Source organism: Asanoa hainanensis (assembly GCF_900188485.1).
Lineage (GTDB): Bacteria > Actinomycetota > Actinomycetes > Mycobacteriales > Micromonosporaceae > Asanoa > Asanoa hainanensis.
Genome location: NZ_FZPH01000024.1, coordinates 43,871 through 60,979, shown reverse-complemented (window position 1 = coordinate 60,979; position 17,109 = coordinate 43,871). Strand labels below are relative to the sequence as shown.

19 protein-coding genes are annotated in these 17,109 nt (G+C 72.4%); 12 read left to right on the top strand and 7 right to left on the bottom strand.

Going from position 1 to position 17,109, the window contains the following annotated elements; all coding sequences use genetic code 11:
- Positions 1–48 precede the first annotated feature (48 nt).
- A complete protein-coding gene (locus CHC05_RS36975; protein WP_425426901.1) occupies positions 49–1,104 on the top strand; it encodes a mechanosensitive ion channel family protein in 1,056 nt (351 codons plus the stop codon).
- 21 nt (positions 1,105–1,125) lie between these two features.
- On the opposite strand, the gene CHC05_RS36970 is transcribed toward CHC05_RS36975, so the two are convergent.
- On the bottom strand, positions 1,126–1,338 hold the full coding sequence (locus CHC05_RS36970) for a hypothetical protein (protein ID WP_089255300.1): 213 nt from the start codon (positions 1,336–1,338) through the stop codon (positions 1,126–1,128).
- Between the two features lie 132 nt (positions 1,339–1,470).
- Here CHC05_RS36970 and CHC05_RS36965 point away from each other — a divergent pair, with 132 nt between their 5' ends.
- Positions 1,471–2,208, top strand: coding sequence for a hypothetical protein (locus CHC05_RS36965; protein ID WP_144022937.1), 738 nt, complete (start codon positions 1,471–1,473; stop codon positions 2,206–2,208).
- A 39-nt stretch (positions 2,209–2,247) separates the two neighbouring features.
- A complete protein-coding gene (locus CHC05_RS36960) occupies positions 2,248–3,525 on the top strand; it encodes an MFS transporter (RefSeq protein WP_179266545.1) in 1,278 nt (425 codons plus the stop codon).
- Here CHC05_RS36960 and CHC05_RS36955 read toward each other — a convergent pair.
- The 3 genes from CHC05_RS36955 to CHC05_RS36945 form a co-directional block, all read right to left on the bottom strand.
- On the bottom strand, positions 3,479–4,054 hold the full coding sequence (locus CHC05_RS36955) for a GNAT family N-acetyltransferase (protein ID WP_089255297.1): 576 nt from the start codon (positions 4,052–4,054) through the stop codon (positions 3,479–3,481). The two genes, CHC05_RS36960 and CHC05_RS36955, sit on opposite strands and share 47 nt — an antisense overlap.
- A 14-nt stretch (positions 4,055–4,068) precedes the next feature.
- Positions 4,069–5,811, bottom strand: coding sequence for a serine hydrolase domain-containing protein (locus tag CHC05_RS36950; RefSeq protein ID WP_245871408.1), 1,743 nt, complete (start codon positions 5,809–5,811; stop codon positions 4,069–4,071).
- Positions 5,812–5,917: 106 nt separating this feature from the next.
- Positions 5,918–6,628 carry a class I SAM-dependent DNA methyltransferase gene (locus tag CHC05_RS36945; protein ID WP_089255296.1) on the bottom strand — a complete coding sequence of 237 codons (711 nt, stop codon included), beginning with the start codon at positions 6,626–6,628 and terminating at the stop codon, positions 5,918–5,920.
- A gap of 163 nt (positions 6,629–6,791) precedes the next feature.
- On the opposite strand from CHC05_RS36945, the gene CHC05_RS36940 reads away from it, so the two are divergent.
- From CHC05_RS36940 to CHC05_RS36930, 3 genes are read left to right on the top strand one after another with little or no spacing between them, the layout of a single operon-like run.
- A complete protein-coding gene (locus CHC05_RS36940) occupies positions 6,792–7,289 on the top strand; it encodes a SigE family RNA polymerase sigma factor (protein ID WP_245871406.1) in 498 nt (165 codons plus the stop codon).
- Positions 7,286–7,894 carry a hypothetical protein gene (locus CHC05_RS36935; RefSeq protein WP_089255294.1) on the top strand — a complete coding sequence of 203 codons (609 nt, stop codon included), beginning with the start codon at positions 7,286–7,288 and terminating at the stop codon, positions 7,892–7,894. Before CHC05_RS36940 ends, CHC05_RS36935 begins: the two co-directional genes overlap by 4 nt.
- Positions 7,891–8,796, top strand: a complete 906-nt coding sequence (locus tag CHC05_RS36930) for a serine hydrolase (protein ID WP_089255293.1) — start codon at positions 7,891–7,893, stop codon at positions 8,794–8,796. Before CHC05_RS36935 ends, CHC05_RS36930 begins: the two co-directional genes overlap by 4 nt.
- Here the strand turns inward: CHC05_RS36930 and CHC05_RS36925 are convergent.
- Positions 8,793–9,491: an alpha/beta fold hydrolase gene (locus CHC05_RS36925; RefSeq protein ID WP_089255292.1), complete on the bottom strand. Its 699-nt coding sequence runs from the start codon at positions 9,489–9,491 to the stop codon at positions 8,793–8,795. The genes CHC05_RS36930 and CHC05_RS36925 overlap by 4 nt on opposite strands.
- Before the next feature lie 87 nt (positions 9,492–9,578).
- Between CHC05_RS36925 and CHC05_RS36920 the strand changes: the two genes are divergently transcribed.
- From CHC05_RS36920 to CHC05_RS36905, 4 genes are all read left to right on the top strand, one after another.
- Entirely contained in the window at positions 9,579–10,178 is a 600-nt protein-coding gene (locus tag CHC05_RS36920; protein ID WP_179266544.1) for a TetR/AcrR family transcriptional regulator, read from the top strand.
- 186 nt (positions 10,179–10,364) lie between these two features.
- A complete protein-coding gene (locus tag CHC05_RS36915; RefSeq protein WP_089255290.1) occupies positions 10,365–11,468 on the top strand; it encodes a Gfo/Idh/MocA family protein in 1,104 nt (367 codons plus the stop codon).
- Positions 11,465–12,352 carry a DUF6807 domain-containing protein gene (locus CHC05_RS36910; RefSeq protein ID WP_089255289.1) on the top strand — a complete coding sequence of 296 codons (888 nt, stop codon included), beginning with the start codon at positions 11,465–11,467 and terminating at the stop codon, positions 12,350–12,352. Before CHC05_RS36915 ends, CHC05_RS36910 begins: the two co-directional genes overlap by 4 nt.
- Positions 12,349–13,068: a cupin domain-containing protein gene (locus CHC05_RS36905; protein ID WP_089255336.1), complete on the top strand. Its 720-nt coding sequence runs from the start codon at positions 12,349–12,351 to the stop codon at positions 13,066–13,068. Before CHC05_RS36910 ends, CHC05_RS36905 begins: the two co-directional genes overlap by 4 nt.
- A gap of 329 nt (positions 13,069–13,397) precedes the next feature.
- On the opposite strand, the gene CHC05_RS36900 is transcribed toward CHC05_RS36905, so the two are convergent.
- Positions 13,398–14,279 (bottom strand): LLM class flavin-dependent oxidoreductase, encoded by an 882-nt coding sequence (locus CHC05_RS36900; protein WP_089255288.1) that lies wholly within the window; start codon positions 14,277–14,279, stop codon positions 13,398–13,400.
- A gap of 54 nt (positions 14,280–14,333) precedes the next feature.
- On the opposite strand from CHC05_RS36900, the gene CHC05_RS36895 reads away from it, so the two are divergent.
- Positions 14,334–14,927 (top strand): RNA polymerase sigma factor, encoded by a 594-nt coding sequence (locus tag CHC05_RS36895; RefSeq protein WP_089255287.1) that lies wholly within the window; start codon positions 14,334–14,336, stop codon positions 14,925–14,927.
- Positions 14,924–15,829: a hypothetical protein gene (locus CHC05_RS36890; RefSeq protein WP_089255286.1), complete on the top strand. Its 906-nt coding sequence runs from the start codon at positions 14,924–14,926 to the stop codon at positions 15,827–15,829. Before CHC05_RS36895 ends, CHC05_RS36890 begins: the two co-directional genes overlap by 4 nt.
- On the opposite strand, the gene CHC05_RS36885 is transcribed toward CHC05_RS36890, so the two are convergent.
- Positions 15,826–17,022 (bottom strand): glycosyltransferase, encoded by a 1,197-nt coding sequence (locus CHC05_RS36885; protein WP_089255285.1) that lies wholly within the window; start codon positions 17,020–17,022, stop codon positions 15,826–15,828. The genes CHC05_RS36890 and CHC05_RS36885 overlap by 4 nt on opposite strands.
- Between the last annotated feature and the right edge of the window lie 87 nt (positions 17,023–17,109).

Genomic DNA, 17,109 nt, shown 5'->3' with positions numbered 1-17,109 from the left:
GTACGGGTAATGCCGTCCGCTGACATCCACCCCGACGGAAGGTCTGACATGGACATCGGTGACGCACTCACCGACATGTGGCGCTCTGTGCTGCTCTTCGTGCCGAAGGCGCTGGCCTTCCTGGCGATCCTGCTGGTCGGCTACCTGATCGCCCGCGTGGTCCGCAAGCTGGTCGACGCGCTGCTGACCCGGGTCGGCTTCGACAAGGCCGTGCGGCGCTCCGGGATCGGGGAGCGGCTCGACAGGTCCCGGTACGACGCCAGCGACATCCTGGCCCGGCTCGCCTACTACGCGATCCTGCTGTTCGCCCTCCAGCTGGCCTTCGGGATCTGGGGGCCCAACCCGATCAGCGACCTGATCTCCGCGGTGGTCGGCTGGCTGCCGAAGGCGTTCATCGCGATCGTCATCCTGGTGGTGGCGACGGCGATCGCCAGCGCGGTGCGCGACCTGATCGGTGGCGCGCTCGGCGGACTCTCGTACGGCCGCTTGATCGCGACCGTGGTCTGGGTCTTCATCGTCGGCCTGGGCGTGATCGCCGCGCTCAACCAGGTCGGCATCGCCACGACCGTGACCCAGCCGGTGCTGGTCGCCGTGCTCGCCACGGTCGCCGGCATCCTGATCGTCGGCGTCGGCGGCGGACTGGTCCGGCCGATGCAGGGGCGGTGGGAGCGCTGGCTCGACCGGGTGGCCGCGGAGTCCGCGGTGATCCGTGAGCGGGCGCGGGCCTACCAGGCCGAGAAGGCGGCGGCCGAGCAGCGGCGGGTCGACGAGGCGGCCGAGGCCGAGCGGTCCCGCGCCGAGGCGGCCCGGGTCGAGGCGGCGCGGGCCGAGGCCACGCGGCGCGAGGCGGCCGCACCGGCACCGGCGCCGGTCGACGTCGATCGGGCCGAGACCACGGTGATCAGCACCGAGGCCGAGCAGACCCAGGTGATCCCGCGCCCCGAGGAGGTGCACATCGTGCCCGGGATGAGCGAGCCGACCCCGGCGCGGGGCCTGCCGGTCGCGGGTGCGCAGCCTCCGGCGGCCGACGAGCCGACCGAGACGCAGGTGATCGAGCCGGCGGAAACCCAGGTGATCAAGCAGCGCGACGGCAAGGACGCCTAGAGCGCGGGCGCCGGCCGGTCGTCATTCCGCGTTGTCGGGGACCGGCTGGCGCCGCTGCGCGTCATCGACCAGGATCAGGGTCCCGATCATCATCCCGACGAGGATGCTGAGCAGCCAGGAGTCGTCGTGCAGCAGGTGGGCGGAGATCGGTGCCTGAACGGCGATCGCCAGGAACGCGAGCCAGGCGAACCGGCGCTGGCTGACCGTGAGGATGCTGGGGGTCGTCTCGCGCATTCCCGCAAGTCTGCCCGGCGGGCCCGGATGAGCCAGTCGGCCGTTCGGGCGACTTTGACTGACCTGTCCGGGTTGGACCCTAACGCCGATCAAGCGGTGCGCCCTCCGGCGGCGCCCGGTAAGCAGACATCCATGACTCGGATGGCACGGGCCGTCGTACCCCTGCTGGCGCTGTTGCTCGCGGCCTGTGCCGCGCCGGGCCCCGCGCGGCCGCGACCGCACTGGGCCTACGAACCGGCCCGGGCCGGGTCGGCGGGTCCGCACCACACCGTGCGCGACTCGCGCGACGGCCTCGACGCGGCCACCTTCGCGCTCGACAGCGGCGTCACCTCGGTGACCGTGCGGGTCGCGGACCTGGGCGACGACCTTTACCGGGTACGCACGCCCGACGACGCCCGGATCGCGCCCTGGATCGAGCGCGACGGTGCCGACCTGCGCCTGCTGACCGAGGGCACCGGGCAGCCCGGCCCGGCCGCCGTCGAGGTCACGCTGCACCGCGCGGTGCGCTGGCACCTGCGACTCGGTGGCGGCGCCGAGGACGAGCGGATCGACCTGCGCGGCGGCGACGTGTCCGGGGTCGAGTTCGTCGCCGGGGTCGGCCGGATCGAGCTCACGCTGCCCGCGCCGCGCGGGACGGTGCCGGTGCGGATGACCGGTGGCGCCGGCGACTTCCAGGTGCGCCTGGTCGACAGCGCCCCGGTCCGGGTGCGGGTCGGTGGTGGCGCCGGCAGCGTGGTGGTCGACGGCGCGGCCCGCACCGGGATACCGGGCAATACGGTCATCGAGGGCGCGGACTGGTCAACGGCCACCGACCGCTACGACGTCGACCTGGCCGCCGGGGTGTCGCGGTTCGTGCTCGACCGAGGCTGACCGCGCGCGGAGAGCGCTCTCGTCCTTATAGTCGGCCCCGTGGCATCCCCCTCCGTGCGACCGATCCGCCTCTCGCTGCTGATCCTGTCGTACTTCGCGTTCATCAGCCTCGGCCTGCCCGACGGCCTGCTCGGTGTGGCCTGGCCGTCGATCGCGGGCGACTTCAAGGTCGCCACCGAGGCGGTCGGCCTGCTGCTGATCGCGTCCACCACCGGCTACTTCATCTCCAGCGTGGCGGCCGGGTTCACCATCGCCCGCGTCGGCGTCGGCTGGCTGCTGGCGTTCAGCACCGCGGCCGCCAGCGCCGCGCTGGCCGGCTACGCCTTCTCCCCGGCGTACGCGGTGATGGTGCCGTTCGCCCTGCTCGCCGGTTTCGGCGGTGGTGCGATCGACTCGGGACTCAACGCGTACGCGGCGGCGGCGTTCGGTGCCAAGCACATGAACTGGCTGCACGCGTTCTTTGGTCTCGGCGTCGCGATCGGCCCGCTGATCATGACGGCGGTGATCAGCGGCGGGCTGGGGTGGCGCTGGGGGTACGGCATCGTCGCGTCGGCGCAGGCCTGCCTGGCGCTGGCGTTCTTCCTGACGGTCCGTCGCTGGGTCCGGCACGGTGAGGTCGCGCGCGAGCCCGTCGCCGAGGTGGCGGCGGTCTCGCCCGGTGACGCCGTCGCCACCGCGGTGGCGGTCAAGCCGGCCACGAAGGTACGCACCCGCGAGACGCTGGCCCTGCCCGCCGTCTGGCTCGGCGTGCTGGCCTTCGCGGTCTACGTCGCGGTCGAGGCCGGCGCGGGCCTGTGGGCGTTCCTGCTGCTCACCGAGTCGCGCGGGGTCAGCGCCGCGGTCGCCGGCCTGTGCGTGTCGCTGTACTGGGGCATGCTGTTCGTCGGCCGGGTCGTGCAGGGTGTGGCCTCGGAGCGGTTCGACCCTACGAAGATCCTGGTGGGCAGCCTGTTCGGGATGGCGGCCGGCTCGCTGCTGGTGGCGCTCCCGCTGCACGCCGCCGTGACGGTGCTCGGCCTCGCCGTGATCGGCTTCGCCGCCGCGCCGGTCTTCCCGCTGCTCACCCTGACCACGGCCGACCGGGTCGGCCAGGCACACGCGGACCGCGCGATCGGCATGCAGATCGGCGGCGCGGGCCTCGGCGGCTCCCTCATCCCGGCCGGCATCGGCATCCTGATGAGCGAGTACGGCGCGGGCGCGCTGGGCCCGTGCCTGGTCGTCCTGTCGATCCTGCTGATCGTCTTCTACGGCGCCGCGACCCGCACCTCGCCTAGAGGTCGAGCCGCATCACGACCCGTCGCGGAGTCGGCCGGCTGACCTCCGTGAAACCCGCGGCCGCGAACACGCTGTGCGTGCCGACGAAGAGCTCCCCGCCGCCGGTCTGACCCGGCTCCAGCCGGATCGGGTAGCCCTCGACGGCCCGCGCGCCGTGGCTACGGGCATGGTCGACGGCCGCGCGGGCCAGCGCCGCGCTGACCCCGCGGCGCCGGTAGCCGGCCCGGGTGACGAAACAGGTCACCGCCCACACGTCCGGGTCGGCCTTGTCCTCGTCCTTCCGGCCGGCCCACGGCACCCTCGCCCGCAACAGCCGCTCGTACGCCGTCCGCGGCTCGACCGCGCACCAGCCCGCCGGTTCGCCGTCGAGGTAGGCCAGCAGGCCGCTGGTCGTCCCGCTGCCATGGGTCTGGGACCGCAGCCGGTCCACGCGCTCGGGCTTGGGGATCGCCCAGACGTCCCGGGCCTTGAACCACTGGCACTGGCAGTTGGCGGGATCGCCGCGGGTGCCGAACACCAACTGGAGGTCGTCCCAGCTCGCCTCGTCGGCGGGTCGCACGCTCACGGTCATCCGCGCGACGTTACTCAGTCGCGGCTAGGTGTCCAGCCGGTGGCGCGGAAGCGGGCCGCGTCGGCCGGGCGGCGGTCGTCGAAGATCGTGCCCGAGGGTGCGACCACCCGGACCGCGTCGACGTAGATCCCGCGGCCGTGCGGTGCCGCCGCCGTGGTCGAGCGCCAGCGCAGGTGGGTCGTCCCGGCTGGCAGCGGGGCGACGGCCGTCAGCCAACGGCGGCCCTGGAACCCGGCGGACGTCCCGTCGGTCGACCAGCGATAGCCCGGCGCGCGCAGCAGCGACGGCACGAGCCGCCACGTCCGCCCGCCGTCCTTGGACGCCTCGAGGGCACCCGCGTCCGGCGGCGCCGTGTCGTACCAGAGGTCGAACGAGGCCCGGGCACCCTCGCGCGGCACCCGCGCCGGGATCGTCAGCGTGGCCGTCGTGTCGTCGGCGGTGCCGGTGAACCACGCGGTGGTGCCCTGGGTCGGGCGCACGGGCAGGGCCAGCGCGAGGTCGGTGCCGACCGCGGCGCGGGACGGGTTGTTGTTGCCCCATTCCCGGGTCGGGTGCACGCGGTTGGTCAGCAGGATGGCGAACGAGTGCGCCAGCGGGTCGATCACGATCGAGGTGCCGGTGAACCCGGTGTGGCCCGCGGTCACCGGCGAGCTGAGGGCGCCCATGTAGCGCCGCTGGTCGAGCTCGAAGCCCAGGCCGTGCGCGTGGGTGGGGAAGGCGCCGTTGTAGTCGGTGAACAAGGACCGGGTCGAGCGCTCCGACAGGATCCGTGCGTCGCCGTAGCGGCCGCCGTTGAGCAGCGCCTGGGCCAGCGTCGCGAGGTCGCGCGCGGTGGCGAAGACGCCGGCGTGCCCGGAGACACCGCCGAGGCAGTACGCGTTCTCGTCGTGCACGCTGCCCCACACGATGCCGCGGCCGGGCTGGTACTCCTCGGCGGCGATCCGCGACCTGAGCCGGGCCGGCGGGTTGAACATGGTCTCCCGCATCCGCAGCGGCCCGGTGATCCGCTCCGCGACGACCCGGTCGAGGCGCTGCCGCGTGATCGTCTCGATCACCTTGCCGAGCACCATCATGTTCGTGTCCGCGTACAGGAAGACGGTGTTCGGCGGGTTGGCGGGCTTGATGCCCAGGACGGCGGCCCAGCGTTCCGCGTCGGTGTCGTAGGCGCACAGCGACGCGTCCGGGTCGGCCGGCAGTCCCGACGTGTGGGTCAGCAGGTTGCGGATGGTGATGTCGGACTTGCCGTGCGCGGCGAACGCCGGCAGGTAGCGGACCACCCGCGCGTCCAGCGACAGCCGGCCCGACTCGACCAGTTGCACGGCCGCGATCGCGGTGAACAGCTTGGTCATCGAGGCGACGTCGAAGATGGTGTCCCGCCGCATCGGGATCCACCGGTCGCGGGGTAGCTCGGTGGGCTTCGCGTCGGCGTAGCGCAGCGCGAACCCGACGGCGTCGTGCGCGACGATGACGCCACCGCGCCCGGCGAGCGCCACCGCACCGGGATACATCGGGTGCGTAGGGGAGGGCTCCAGGTACGCGGCGATGGTGTCGTGGATCCGGTCCACGTATCGGGGCGTCAGGCCGGCCTCCCGCGCGGTGCCGTAACGCAGCGCCAGCGGCGGCCGGGCGAACCGGATGTCAGCGCTGGTGACGGTCGGCGGCCCGGGGGCGTCGGGCGGGGCCAGCACCGCGGAGGCCGGTGTCGCTACGAGCGCGGCCAGACCGACCACGGCCACGATGGTGCGTCCGAAGCGCATGCAGGCTCCCCCGAGACCGGTCGCTGGATCGCCGCCAGCGTAGTCGCTCCGAATCGGACTTAAGCCGCATGCCGCGCCGCCACCGACTCGGGTCAGCTGGTCGAGATCAAGATGATCGCGAAGGTGTGACCGGCTTGCGCGCGAGGACGAGCTGGTACGTGATGCCGCCGTCCGGCAACGCGACGGTGCTCGCACTGAAGCCGGCCATGGTCAGGTCGGCGAGGACCGCGGGCCGTTGGTTGGTGCGGTAGTACATGACGAACGGCGGGCGCCACACGGCGTTGCGGACCCGCATGGCCAGGTCGAACCCGAGCGTGCCCCAGTACGCGACCGAGGTCGGCGGCGGCATGGCACCGACGGGGAAGGCGAACAGCCCGCCGGGTCGCAGCGCACGGTAGACGCCGTCGAAGAGGGCCGGCCGTTCGGCAGGCAGGAAATGGCCCATCGCGCCGAAGGTGACGGCGAGGTCGAAGCCCTCGGCGAACGGCATGGCCCGGGCGTCCGCCCGTACCCACGTGGCGTCCGGGTAGGCGGCGCGCGCCTGCGCCAGCATGCCGGTGCTGAAGTCGACACCCGTGGACCTTCGGCACAACGCCCGGAGCACGCCCAGGCCCGCACCGGTGCCGCAGCACACGTCCAGCCCGCGCTCGAACGGCCCTAGCTCGGCCAGGGCGTCGGTCGTCGCCCGCAGGATGCTGTCGGGCGTGCGGAACGGCGTGTGGTCGAACTTCGGCGCGAGCAGGTCGTAGCCGTGCTCCACCGATGACAGCGCCTGGACACACAGCTCACGCAGAGTGGGGCCTTGCCGCGAGGACACGGGCCGAGGGTACCGGCCGGGGCATCGGTGATGCGTGACATAGGCAACATCTACCCGGCATCCCGCCTGGTCAGCTGCCCTGCCGTCGGCCTCGAACCCGCGGCTGCGAAGATTTCTCCGGTCTGCGGTAAATGGAACGGGGCACGGGGTGCGTAAAGCGGGTGTGGATCGGGACCGGGAGGAGTTCGCGGACTTCTACCAGCGTTCCAGGGACAACTGCCTGCGTGCCGTGCTGTTCAGCACGCGCAACCGTGCGCTGGCCGAGGACCTGGTCGCTGAGGCGTTCGCACGGGCCTGGGCCTCGTGGCACAAGGTGAGTCGGCATCCGGCGCCGGCGGCGTGGGTGGTGCGCACCGCCCTCAACATCCACGTGTCGTGGTGGCGGCGGCGCCGGCGGGAGGTGGCCCTCGAGGGTCACGACCAGGCGGAGGCCGCCGACGACTCGGCCGGCATGCACGACGGGCTGCTGGCCGCGGTGCGCCGGCTGCCGCAGCGGCAACGGGAGGTGGTCGTGTTGCGCATCTTCCTTGACCTCGACACCAACGCCGTGGCCGCCGTTCTGGGCATCTCCGCCAAGACCGTGGCGGTCCACCTGTCCCGTGCGACCGCGACCCTGCGGGCGCAGTTCGTTCCTGTTGCCAGTCAGGGGGTTCCGTCATGAACGACGACGACGTGCTGGACGCGGTCAAACAGACCCTGTCCGGCGTACGGATGGATCGTCCGATCGAGGCCATCGAGCGCCGCGGCCGGGCGCGGCGGCGCAGGAGCGCCCTGGTGAAGCTGGCCGCCGGTGGCGGCGCGGCGGCCCTGGTGGCGTTCGCGCTGACGCTGCCGGCGTCGACCGACCGGTCCGAGCCGTCGCCCACCGCCAAGACGACCCTGGCGCCGGAGGCGTTCACCCTGGTGCAGCAGCAGGACAAGACCGTGAAGCTGACCCTGCACTACAAGCAGATCCTGGATCCCGTCGCGCTGCAGAGGGCGCTGGCGGACGCCGGTGTGCCCGCCGTCGTCCAGACGCGCGGTGTCTGCTTCCCCACGAGGACCGAACTGCCGAAGGCCGAGCAGGTCATGCGGACCGAGCAGATCAACTTTGAGGACGGGTCGCCCAGGGAGGTAGCCCTGGTCATCTCGCCGGACCTGATGCCGGAGAACAGCCGCATCTACTTCAGCGTCTTCGGGCCGCTGCGGGACGGCGGCTTCGCCAAGGCCACGCATTTCCTCGTCTCGGACAGCGACCCGATGGTCTGCAAGCGGGTTCCCCGATGAGCGCGTCGAACAGCCGGGCGTCCCGCCGCGCGGTTCTCGCCCTCGGAGTGCTGGCCGTCACGGGCGGCGGCGCGGCCGGGGCCGGCGCGGTGTGGCGCATGAACGCCAAGGCGGCCGACCCGGCGCGCCTGGCCAGCGGATCGCCGTCGCCCACGCCCAGTCCGACCCCCGACTACGTGGCCCTGACCACCGCGAAGGTGGCGTCCTACGTGGCGGACAACGGCAACGGCCACATCACGGTCGCGGTGCGGGACCGCACGTCGGACGTCGCGCTGACCGTCGGCAAGACCCGGTTCCAGTCGGCCAGCATCGTCAAGGTAGACATCCTGGCGGCGCTGTTGCTGCGGGCGAAGCAGCAGGGCAAGAAGATCACCGACAGCGACCGCTACAAGGCCGAGAAGATGATCACGGCGAGCGACAACGACGCCGCGACCTCGCTGTTCACCAAGATCGGCGGCAAGTCGGGGCTGACGGCGGCCAACAAGACCTTCGGCATGAAGGAGACCACCCCCAGCGTGCACTGGGGGATGGCGATGACCACCGCCGCCGACCAGGTCCGGCTGCTCACCACCCTCACCGACGAGGCCGGTCCGCTGGACGAGGCCGGCCGCGCGTACCTCTTCGACCTGATGAGCCAGGTGGAAGAGGACCAGGACTGGGGTGTCCCGGCCGCCGCCGGACCGGATACGACGGCGACGTACGTCAAGAACGGGTGGGACAACATCTCGGCCGACAACGGCCTCTGGCAGGTCAACACGATCGGCCGGCTCGTCGAGCCCGGCCGCGACTGGCTCGTGGCGGTGCTCTCCGGTCACCACGAGACCCAGACGGCCGGCATCAAGATGGTCGAGGCCGTGGCCAAGTACACCCTGCGCGAGCTGCGGAAGATCCCGCAGGCCTAGCCTTCACCGGCGATCCGGGTCAGCAGCGCCGCGAACTCCTTCGGGTTCGAGTAGAACGGCGCGTGGTGGCCCGGGACGCGGTGCACCGCGCCGGTGCGGGCGGCCATCACCTCGGCGACGGTCGCGGTGAGCGAGATGTCGTTCTCCGGGACCACGTACGTGCTGGGGATGGTGTGCCAGCCGGCGCGCGTCACGGTCTCGAAGTCGCCCCGGACCGTCTGTGGCACGAGCCGGGCGATCGCCGCGGCGGTGTCGGGGTTGTCGAGGTCGCCGTCGTAGAACGCGCCCGGCAGGTTCAGGTCGGGGTTCGCGGCCGGGCGCAGTCCGGCCAGCGTCGCCGGGGTCGGGACGCCGTGCGCGCCGAACATGCTCTCGCCGATGTCGGGCACGTAGGCGGCGACGTAGACGAGGTGCCGCACGTTGGCGGCGCCGGCGGTCGCCTCGGTGACCGGGACACCGGCGTACGAGTGGGCGACCACCACCACCGGGCCGTCGATGGCGTCGATCGCGGCGCGGATCACCCGCGCGTCGTCGTACACGCCGGGCAGTGGCTCGGGTGTCGAGGTGTCCTGGACCGCGCTGGGCAGGTCGACGGTCTCGGTCGCCCAGCCCAGCTCGGCGAGCTCCTTCTGGAGCTTTTCCCAGACCCAGGCGCCGTGGTGGCCGCCGTGGACCAGAAGCAGTGTCGCGCTCATTAGGTTCCTCCCGTTTAACGCTTAATGAGGCATTCGGACGCAGCGTCCGACGGCAACACTACCCACGCGCCGACTTACCATGACCAGGTGCAGGAGCGCCGCAGGACCGTCGAGGCCGCGGTCGTCGCCGCCGTCGACCGGCTGCTGCGGCAGGGTCACCGCTTCACCGACCTGACGACGCAGCAGATCGCGAACGAGGCCGCCGTCGCCCGCTCCACGCTCTACCTCTACTTCGGCGAGAAGAACGCGCTCCTGATCGGGATGGCGACCACTCTCGGGCAGGGCGCGTACGAGATTGTGGACCGCTGGCACCCGGGTGACCCGCGCGGGCTGGCCGGGCTGGCCGACACCTTCGTCGAGGTGATCCGGTATTACCGGGAACGCGCACACGTTCTCGGTGCGATCACCGAGGTCTCCGGCTACGACCGGGCGGTGCGCGAGCACTGGACGGCGCAGCTCGACAAGTTCGTCGACCTCGCGCAGGCGTGGCTGCTCGCCGAGCAGCGGGCCGGCCACGCGGCGGCCGACCTGGACCGTCCCACCGCCGGACAGATCATCGTCCACGGTGGAAACCAGGCCATCGCCAGCCATGTGGCCAGCGGCGATCCCGCCCGAGACCAGGCCGTGGCCCAGGAGATCGCCGCCGCGCAGTGGTTCGGCGGCCTGCGCCGCACCGAGTCCCGCTGACCGGCGACCACGCCACTGCACTCCATTGACGTACGCCGCTGTCACTCGTTAGCGTGTGGGAAATATTCCGGAAGAGTTTCGATATTTATCGGAAACCTTCTCGAACCGTTCCGGCCTCCCCGGGATACGGCTCGCTGACAAGGAGATCCCGATGAGCTGCCACCAGCTCCAGAAGTCCGGCATCCGATGAGCGTGCGGGTCGCGCTGGTTGGCACCGGCAGCATCGCCGGCATCCACGCCGAGGCCCTGCGGGGCCTCGGCGACCGGGTCGAACTGGTCGCCGGCGTCGACGTCGACGGGGTGCGGGCCCGCTCGTTCTGCCAGGCGCACGGCATCCCGCACGCCGGCACGGACCTGGCCCGGGTGTTGCGGGCGACGCGACCCGACCTGGTGCACGTATGCACGCCGCCGGGCGCGCACCTCGACGCGGCCCGCACCGCGCTGGCGTACGGTGCGCACGTCCTGGTCGAGAAGCCACCGACGCTGACGCTGCGCCAGTTCGCCGAGCTGACGGCGGCGGCCGACCACAGTGGACGGCACGTGGCGACGGTGTTCCAACACCGCTTCGGCTCCGGCGCGCGCCGGCTGGCGTCCCTCTACCGGTCCGGGGTGCTCGGCCGCCCGCTGCTCGCCCTCTCCCAGACCACCTGGTACCGGCCGCAGGAGTACTTCGACGTGCCGTGGCGCGGCAGCTGGGACACCGAGGGCGGCGGTCCGACGATGGGACACGGCATCCACCAGATGGACCTGCTGCTGTCGGTGCTGGGCGACTGGACCCAGGTCAGCGCCGTGGCCCGCCGGCAGGCCCGCGACGTCGACACCGAAGACCTGTCGCTGGCCCACGTGAGCTTCGCCGACGGCTGCGTGGCCAGTGTGGTCAACAGCGTGCTCTCCCCACGGGAGCAGAGCTACCTGCGGTTCGACTTCACGCGGGCCACCGTCGAGCTCACCCACCTCTACGGGTACGGCGAGGACGCCTGGCGGGTGACCGCGGCGCCGGGCCACGAGGAGGCGGTGCTCGGCGCGTGGCACGGCGGCGAGCGCGGGGTGCCGAGCGGACACCGGGCCCAGTTCGCGGCGGTGCTCGACGCGCTCTCGTCCGGCTCACGACCGCCGGTCACGCTGGCCGAGGCCCGGCGGACGATGGAGCTGGTGGCGGCGATCTACGCGTCGGCGTTCACCGGCCGCCCGGTCGGCCCTTCCGAGCTGGGGCCGGGATCACCGTTCTACGACGAGATGCGGGGCGGCGGCCCGCCGTGGCGGCTTATCGCGCGTCAGGAGGTGGCATGACCATCACCGAGCCTGGCCGGACGGGGTTGGCGTTGACCCACGAGCACGACCGTTCGCTGCGGGTAAACTGGTGCGACCGGGAGCTGTTCCGCTACGTCTACCGGCCGTGGGACGACCAGCTCGAGTCGCCGCGACCGTACTTCCATCCTCTTTGGACTCTGGACGGCCGGCCGGTCAGCCTGTACCGCCCGCACGACCACGTGTGGCACAAGGGGCTGTCGCTGGCGCTGGCCAACGTGGGAACCGACAACTTCTGGGGCGGGCCGACGTACCTGCGTGCGTACGGCGGCTATGCCCAGCTCCCGAACAACGGAACGCAGCGACACGACCGCTTCACGCGACTGTCCGCGGCGGGTGTCACCGAGGAGCTGACCTGGCTGGCGGCGGACGGCCGGGTGGTGTTCGCGGAGGAGCGCACGCTCGACGTCAGCGTGCTGCCTTCGGACGGTGCCTGGCAGCTCGACGTGATGACGTCGCTGCGCAACGTCGGCGTCTCGGACGTGGCGATCGGCAGTCCGTCGACCGAGGGCCGTCCAGGGGCGGCGTACAGCGGCCTGTTCTGGCGGGGCCCACGCAGCTTCAGCGGCGGCACGGTCCGAATCCCGGACGCGGAAGGCACGGACGAGCTCAACGGAGCCCGCGCACCGTGGATGGCCTTCACCGGCCGCCACGACGGCGACGGCGAGCGGGCGACGCTGCTGATGGCGGACCTGACGGGCCCGACACCATGGTTCGTCCGCAGCGAGGTCTACGCGGTGCTGTGCCCGGCGGCGTTCGCCGCGGTGCGCACGGTGGCTCCGGACGAGACGCTGGTGTTGCATTACCGGGTAGTGGTTGCGGACGGCGACCTGGACCACAAGACGTGCGCCCGGCTGGCCGCATGACCACGTTCCCCGGCGGCACGGCCGTCACCGACCTGACCGTCTACGACTGGCCGGGCCCGGACGGCCTACCGGGCGGTTCGGCACACGTCCACCTGGTCTGCACCGAGGGCTACGTGGTCCTGGAGGGCCGCGGCTGGCTGCAGACGCTGGGCGCCGACGGCTTCGCCGAGACACCCCTGACCCCGGGAACGGTCGCCTGGTTCGCGCCGGGTGTGGTGCACCGCCTGGTCAACGACGGCAACCTGCGGATCCTGGTGGTGATGCAGAACGCGGGCCTACCGGAGGCCGGCGACGCGGTGCTGACCTTCCCACCGGAGCACCTGACCGACGGGGCGCGCTATCGCGCGTCCGCCACGCTGCAGGCCGACGACCCAGCCGGGGGCGCGCGGCGGCGGAAGGACCTGGCGGTAGACGGCTTCCTGCGGCTGCGGTCCGGCGGACCGCAAGCGCTCGCGGAGTTCTACGCGCGGGCCGCGGCTCTGGTGGGCGACGGCTTGCCGGGCTGGCGCGAGCGCTGGCGTGACGGCCCGCTGGCCGCCACGACCGCGACGGGCGACCAACTCGACCACCTTGCCGCGGGCGACGTCCACCACCTGCACGACGGCCGGCTGACCGTGCTGACCGCCCCACCGACGCGCGGGTACGGCATGTGCGGGCGGCTGGCCACATTTCCGCAGCACCAGGAATTTGATCGACAAAATGCCACGAGCACCTGAAATAGCAGAGGGTAGATCACGACCGCTTCGTCGGCGCCGTCCACGGAGCCGAGCCCGACTTGACGCTCGACCCCAGGAAGGCACGAAAATGGACGCCTAGGAACTCGCCTGCCCAACTTGGTGACTCGCGCTCGTCGCGAAAACCCACCGATAGAGTCGACAGGCAGTGCCTCGGCCGTGGAGTCGCGCCGGCCACAGGTACGGTCACCTACCAACGCCTCGGCCCGTCGCCCGGAACGAGGTCCCCGAGCGGGACGGCGACGCCGGAGTACCAGCTCCTCGCTCCACTGCAACCCGTCGATCCCCCGCATCGCTCGGCACGGGCGAACCTAGCCGGCGCGTTCGGTGGTGACCTGGGCGCGGACCGCTGGGACCACCTCTTCCGCGAAGCGGGGTAGTTGGTCCGGGCCCTCGCCCCAGAACAGGAACGTGTCAAAGCCGTAGCCCACGGCCAGGTCTGTGAGCTCGTCCACCCACTGGTCGACCGGCCCGCGTAGCAAGCCTTCGCGTGCCCCGTCGGTGATCTGGCCGTTGACGTTCAGCAACCGGCGGATGTCCGCCGGGTTCCGGCCCGCTGCGGCCGCCGCCTCGTCCAGCCGCGTCGACGCCGTCGCGAGCGGCGTGATCTCCTCGCGCAGCGACGGCACCCAGCCGTCGGCGAGCCGGCCGGCCAGGGACAGCGCGCGCGGGCCGTACACGCCCAGCCAGATTCCGATGTCGTGTGCCGGCACCGGGCCCGAGTGCGCGCCGGCCAGACGGTAGTGCCGGCCCTCGAAGCGGAGGTTGCGTTGGCCGCTCCAGACCAGGCGGATCACGGCGATCGCCTCCTCCAGGGCGTCCAGCGACTCACCCGGCGAACGGCGCGAGCCCCCGTACGCCTCGATCGCATCCCAGAACGCGCCCGCGCCCAAGCCGAGCTCGAACCGGCCGCCGCTGAGGAGGTCGATGCTGGCCGCCGTCTTCGCCATGATCGCCGGTGGGCGCAGGGGCAGGTTGGCGACATCGGGGAAGACGCCGACCCGTGTCGTGGCGGCCGCTATCGCGCTCATCAGCGTGAACGTGTCGACGTACCGTCGCTGGTAGGGGTGGTCCTGCACGCCGATCCAGTCCAGGCCGCGCTGTTCGATCTCGCGCGCGGTGGCGAGCAGCGGCGAAGCGGCGTCGGGGACCAGGAACGATCCGAAGCTGAGGTCACGGCCGAAGTCAGGCACCTCTCCACGGTACGGAACCCGGGCGGCACTTCCGGACAGTCAGAGAATGTGGAGATGAGCACACGGGCGCGGGTCCGTGCGGGAGACCCGGACGCGTTCCGGGAACTGTTCGACGAGCACGCCCGTTCGGTCTACAACCACGGCTTCCGCCTGACGGGGTCCTGGTCGGTGGCCGAGGAGGTGGTCTCGCTGACCTTCCTGGAGGCGTGGCGGCTGCGCGACCGGGTCGACGGGGACGGGGACGGATCGTTGCGGCCCTGGCTGCTGGGGATCGCCACCAACGTGGCGCGGAACGTGCGCCGGGCCGCGCGCCGCTACGACGTCGCCCTCGCCCGGCTGCCGGCACCGCGGGCCGTCCCCGACCTCGCCGAGGAGGTCACCGACCGCCTCGCCGACCAGGAGCGGATCACCGCCCTGCGGGCCGCCTTGAGCGCGTTGCGCGCGCCCGAGCGGGAGGTGTTGGCGCTGTGCGTGTTCGCGGGGCTCGACTACGCGGAGGCCGCGCAGGCCCTGGGGGTGCCGCTGGGCACGGTGCGATCGCGGCTGTCGCGGGCGCGCAAACGGCTTCAGGAACCGCTGCTCGGTTCCGGACAGGTAGTTGCTGACCGCACGATCGCGGTCCGGCTCGCTGCGGAGGAAACGCGATGAACGACGTACGGGACGAACTGGCTCGGCTGCTTCCCCGGCCGGCGGAGCGGGACCTGCCGGGCGACCGCCACCAGCAACTCCGGGAGGCACTGTTGACCAATCTGTCCACATCGGAACATTCGGCCCGGCTGCGCCTTCGGCCGCTCGCCTACCTCGTGTCAGGGTTGGCGGTCTGCGCGGCGGTCGCCGTGGCGGCGATCGCGATCGGCGGCGGCCCGCGACCGGTGACATCGGCCGAACAGATCCTCCTCGCCGCCGCGACGACCGCGGCGAGGACGCCGGAAGGCACCGGCGCGTACTGGCACGTCAACGTCCGGTCGTCCGACGGTGGGCTGTACGAGACCTGGACGGCGCGCGACGGCCGGACGTGGTTCACCTACCGGACCGAGGATTCCGCCCCGGCCACCCCGGGCACGAGACCGGGCCCCGTGAAGATTGTCGAGGCAGCGTCGGTGGCCCCGTTCTCGCTGGGCGGGGCGGCGGTGACCCTCGAGACGATCCAGACGCTGCCGACCGAGGAAAAGGCGCTGAGCGCGCGGATCGACGAGATCATCGCGGCGGCCGACGTGCGCACCAGCGCCGGCGTCCTGACCGCGGAGCAGCGCGAACGTGCGGTCCTCCAGAGCCTGGTCTCGCTCGTCTCGCAACTGCCGGCGCCGCCGGCCGTCCGGGCGGCCGCGTTCCGCGCGTTCGCCGCGTACCCGAACGTGGAGAACACGGACGAGGGGTTGCTGATCTCCTTCTTCGCCGGTGAACCGCCGGCCCGGCTGGTCGTCGACCCGACCACGGCGCGTGTCACCCGCACCAACGTCGTCGTGACGGCGGACGGCGGTTTCCTGAGCGCGGCGGACGGGTCCACCTTCGACCTGACGTCCGAGTGGACGGACGCGCCGCCGAGCTAGGCGACGGCGCCGCTGGGGCGGGTGTGCAGGCCGGACAGGGCGGCGTAGACCGACGAGAGCTGGGCTGCCACCCGCTTCCAGGAGTAGACCTGGCGGGCGCGGTCGATGGCCGCGGTGGCGTAAGCCAGGTGGCGGACCGGGTCACCCAGCAGCCGGCGGATGGCCGTGCCGAGCGCGCGCGGGTCGCGGGGTGCGACCAGGTCGCCGGTCAGACCCTCCACGACCGTCTCGGCGATGCCGCCGACCGCGGTGCCGACCACCGGGACGCCGCAGGCCATCGCCTCCAGCGGGCTCAGGCCGAACGGCTCGTACCAGGGGGCCGCGACCAGCAGGTCTGCGGAGCGGTACCAGAGCGGCATCTCCAGCCGCGGCACCCGGCCGACCAGCCGCACCCGGTCGCCCACGTCGTAGCGGTCGGCGAGCGCGCGCAGCTCGCGGGCGGCGGGGTCGGTGTCCAGCGACTCCGCCGGCGGCCCGCCGACCACGACGCACTCGGCGTCGGGGACCAGGCGGAGGGCGGAGATCACGTCCTGGTGGCCCTTGCGGGCGGTCAGCGCGCCCACGGAGAGCACCCGGCGGCGGGGACCGCGGTCGCGGGCCGGACCCTCGGGCTGGAACAGCTCGTCGTCGACGCCGCCCGGGATCAGCACCAGGCGGGACCGCGGTACGCCCATCCGGACCAGCTCGCGCAGCTCGTCCTGGCTCTGCGCGACGACCCGGTCGACCGCGCGGCCGAGCACCCGCTCGTAGCCGATCCGTTGCGGGGGTCCCGTGAACGGGTCTCCGCGCCGGGCCGCAGTGGCCAGCTCGTGGTAGGACTCCACGATCGGGACCCCGGTCTGCCGGCCGGCGGTGATCGCGGCCAGCCCGCTGGTCCAGAAGTGGGCGTGGGCCACCGCCGGGGTCCAGCCGTCGCCGCGCCAGCGGTCGACGAGGAAACGGGAGAAGTCCTTCGTGTACGGAAGCAGCTCGGCGTCGTCCAGCGGCCGGGCGGGACCGGCGGGCACGCGGATCACCGAGACGCCGTCCATGGTCGCGTCGGCCTCGTCCGGCGAGACCCGGCGGGTGTAGACGCGGACCTCGTGCCCAGACGCGGCGAGCGCGGCGGACAGGTCGCCCACGAAGGCACCGCGTCCGCCGCTCGCCGCCCCGTCGGACGGGTCCGCGTGCTCGGAGATCATCGCGATGCGCATGCGTTCATCCTCCCGCGCCGAACCGGCGTACCCGCGTAAGTCCGGCGTTCCCGACGATTTGCCTCGTGATTCCTGCCTCACCAGGCC

What these genes read in the sequence shown, in the direction of transcription:
- CHC05_RS36970 (WP_089255300.1), bottom strand. Translation starts at nt 1,338, where the DNA reads ATGCGCGAGACGACCCCCAGCATCCTCACGGTCAGCCAGCGCCGGTTC.
- CHC05_RS36890 (WP_089255286.1), top strand. Translation starts at nt 14,924, where the DNA reads ATGAACGACGTACGGGACGAACTGGCTCGGCTGCTTCCCCGGCCGGCG.
- CHC05_RS36910 (WP_089255289.1), top strand. Translation starts at nt 11,465, where the DNA reads ATGACCATCACCGAGCCTGGCCGGACGGGGTTGGCGTTGACCCACGAG.
- CHC05_RS36950 (WP_245871408.1), bottom strand. Translation starts at nt 5,811, where the DNA reads ATGCGCTTCGGACGCACCATCGTGGCCGTGGTCGGTCTGGCCGCGCTC.
- CHC05_RS36915 (WP_089255290.1), top strand. Translation starts at nt 10,365, where the DNA reads ATGAGCGTGCGGGTCGCGCTGGTTGGCACCGGCAGCATCGCCGGCATC.
- CHC05_RS36965 (WP_144022937.1), top strand. Translation starts at nt 1,471, where the DNA reads ATGACTCGGATGGCACGGGCCGTCGTACCCCTGCTGGCGCTGTTGCTC.
- CHC05_RS36935 (WP_089255294.1), top strand. Translation starts at nt 7,286, where the DNA reads ATGAACGACGACGACGTGCTGGACGCGGTCAAACAGACCCTGTCCGGC.
- CHC05_RS36905 (WP_089255336.1), top strand. Translation starts at nt 12,349, where the DNA reads ATGACCACGTTCCCCGGCGGCACGGCCGTCACCGACCTGACCGTCTAC.
- CHC05_RS36885 (WP_089255285.1), bottom strand. Translation starts at nt 17,022, where the DNA reads ATGCGCATCGCGATGATCTCCGAGCACGCGGACCCGTCCGACGGGGCG.
- CHC05_RS36955 (WP_089255297.1), bottom strand. Translation starts at nt 4,054, where the DNA reads ATGACCGTGAGCGTGCGACCCGCCGACGAGGCGAGCTGGGACGACCTC.
- CHC05_RS36975 (WP_425426901.1), top strand. Translation starts at nt 49, where the DNA reads ATGGACATCGGTGACGCACTCACCGACATGTGGCGCTCTGTGCTGCTC.
- CHC05_RS36895 (WP_089255287.1), top strand. Translation starts at nt 14,334, where the DNA reads ATGAGCACACGGGCGCGGGTCCGTGCGGGAGACCCGGACGCGTTCCGG.
- CHC05_RS36925 (WP_089255292.1), bottom strand. Translation starts at nt 9,491, where the DNA reads ATGAGCGCGACACTGCTTCTGGTCCACGGCGGCCACCACGGCGCCTGG.
- CHC05_RS36930 (WP_089255293.1), top strand. Translation starts at nt 7,891, where the DNA reads ATGAGCGCGTCGAACAGCCGGGCGTCCCGCCGCGCGGTTCTCGCCCTC.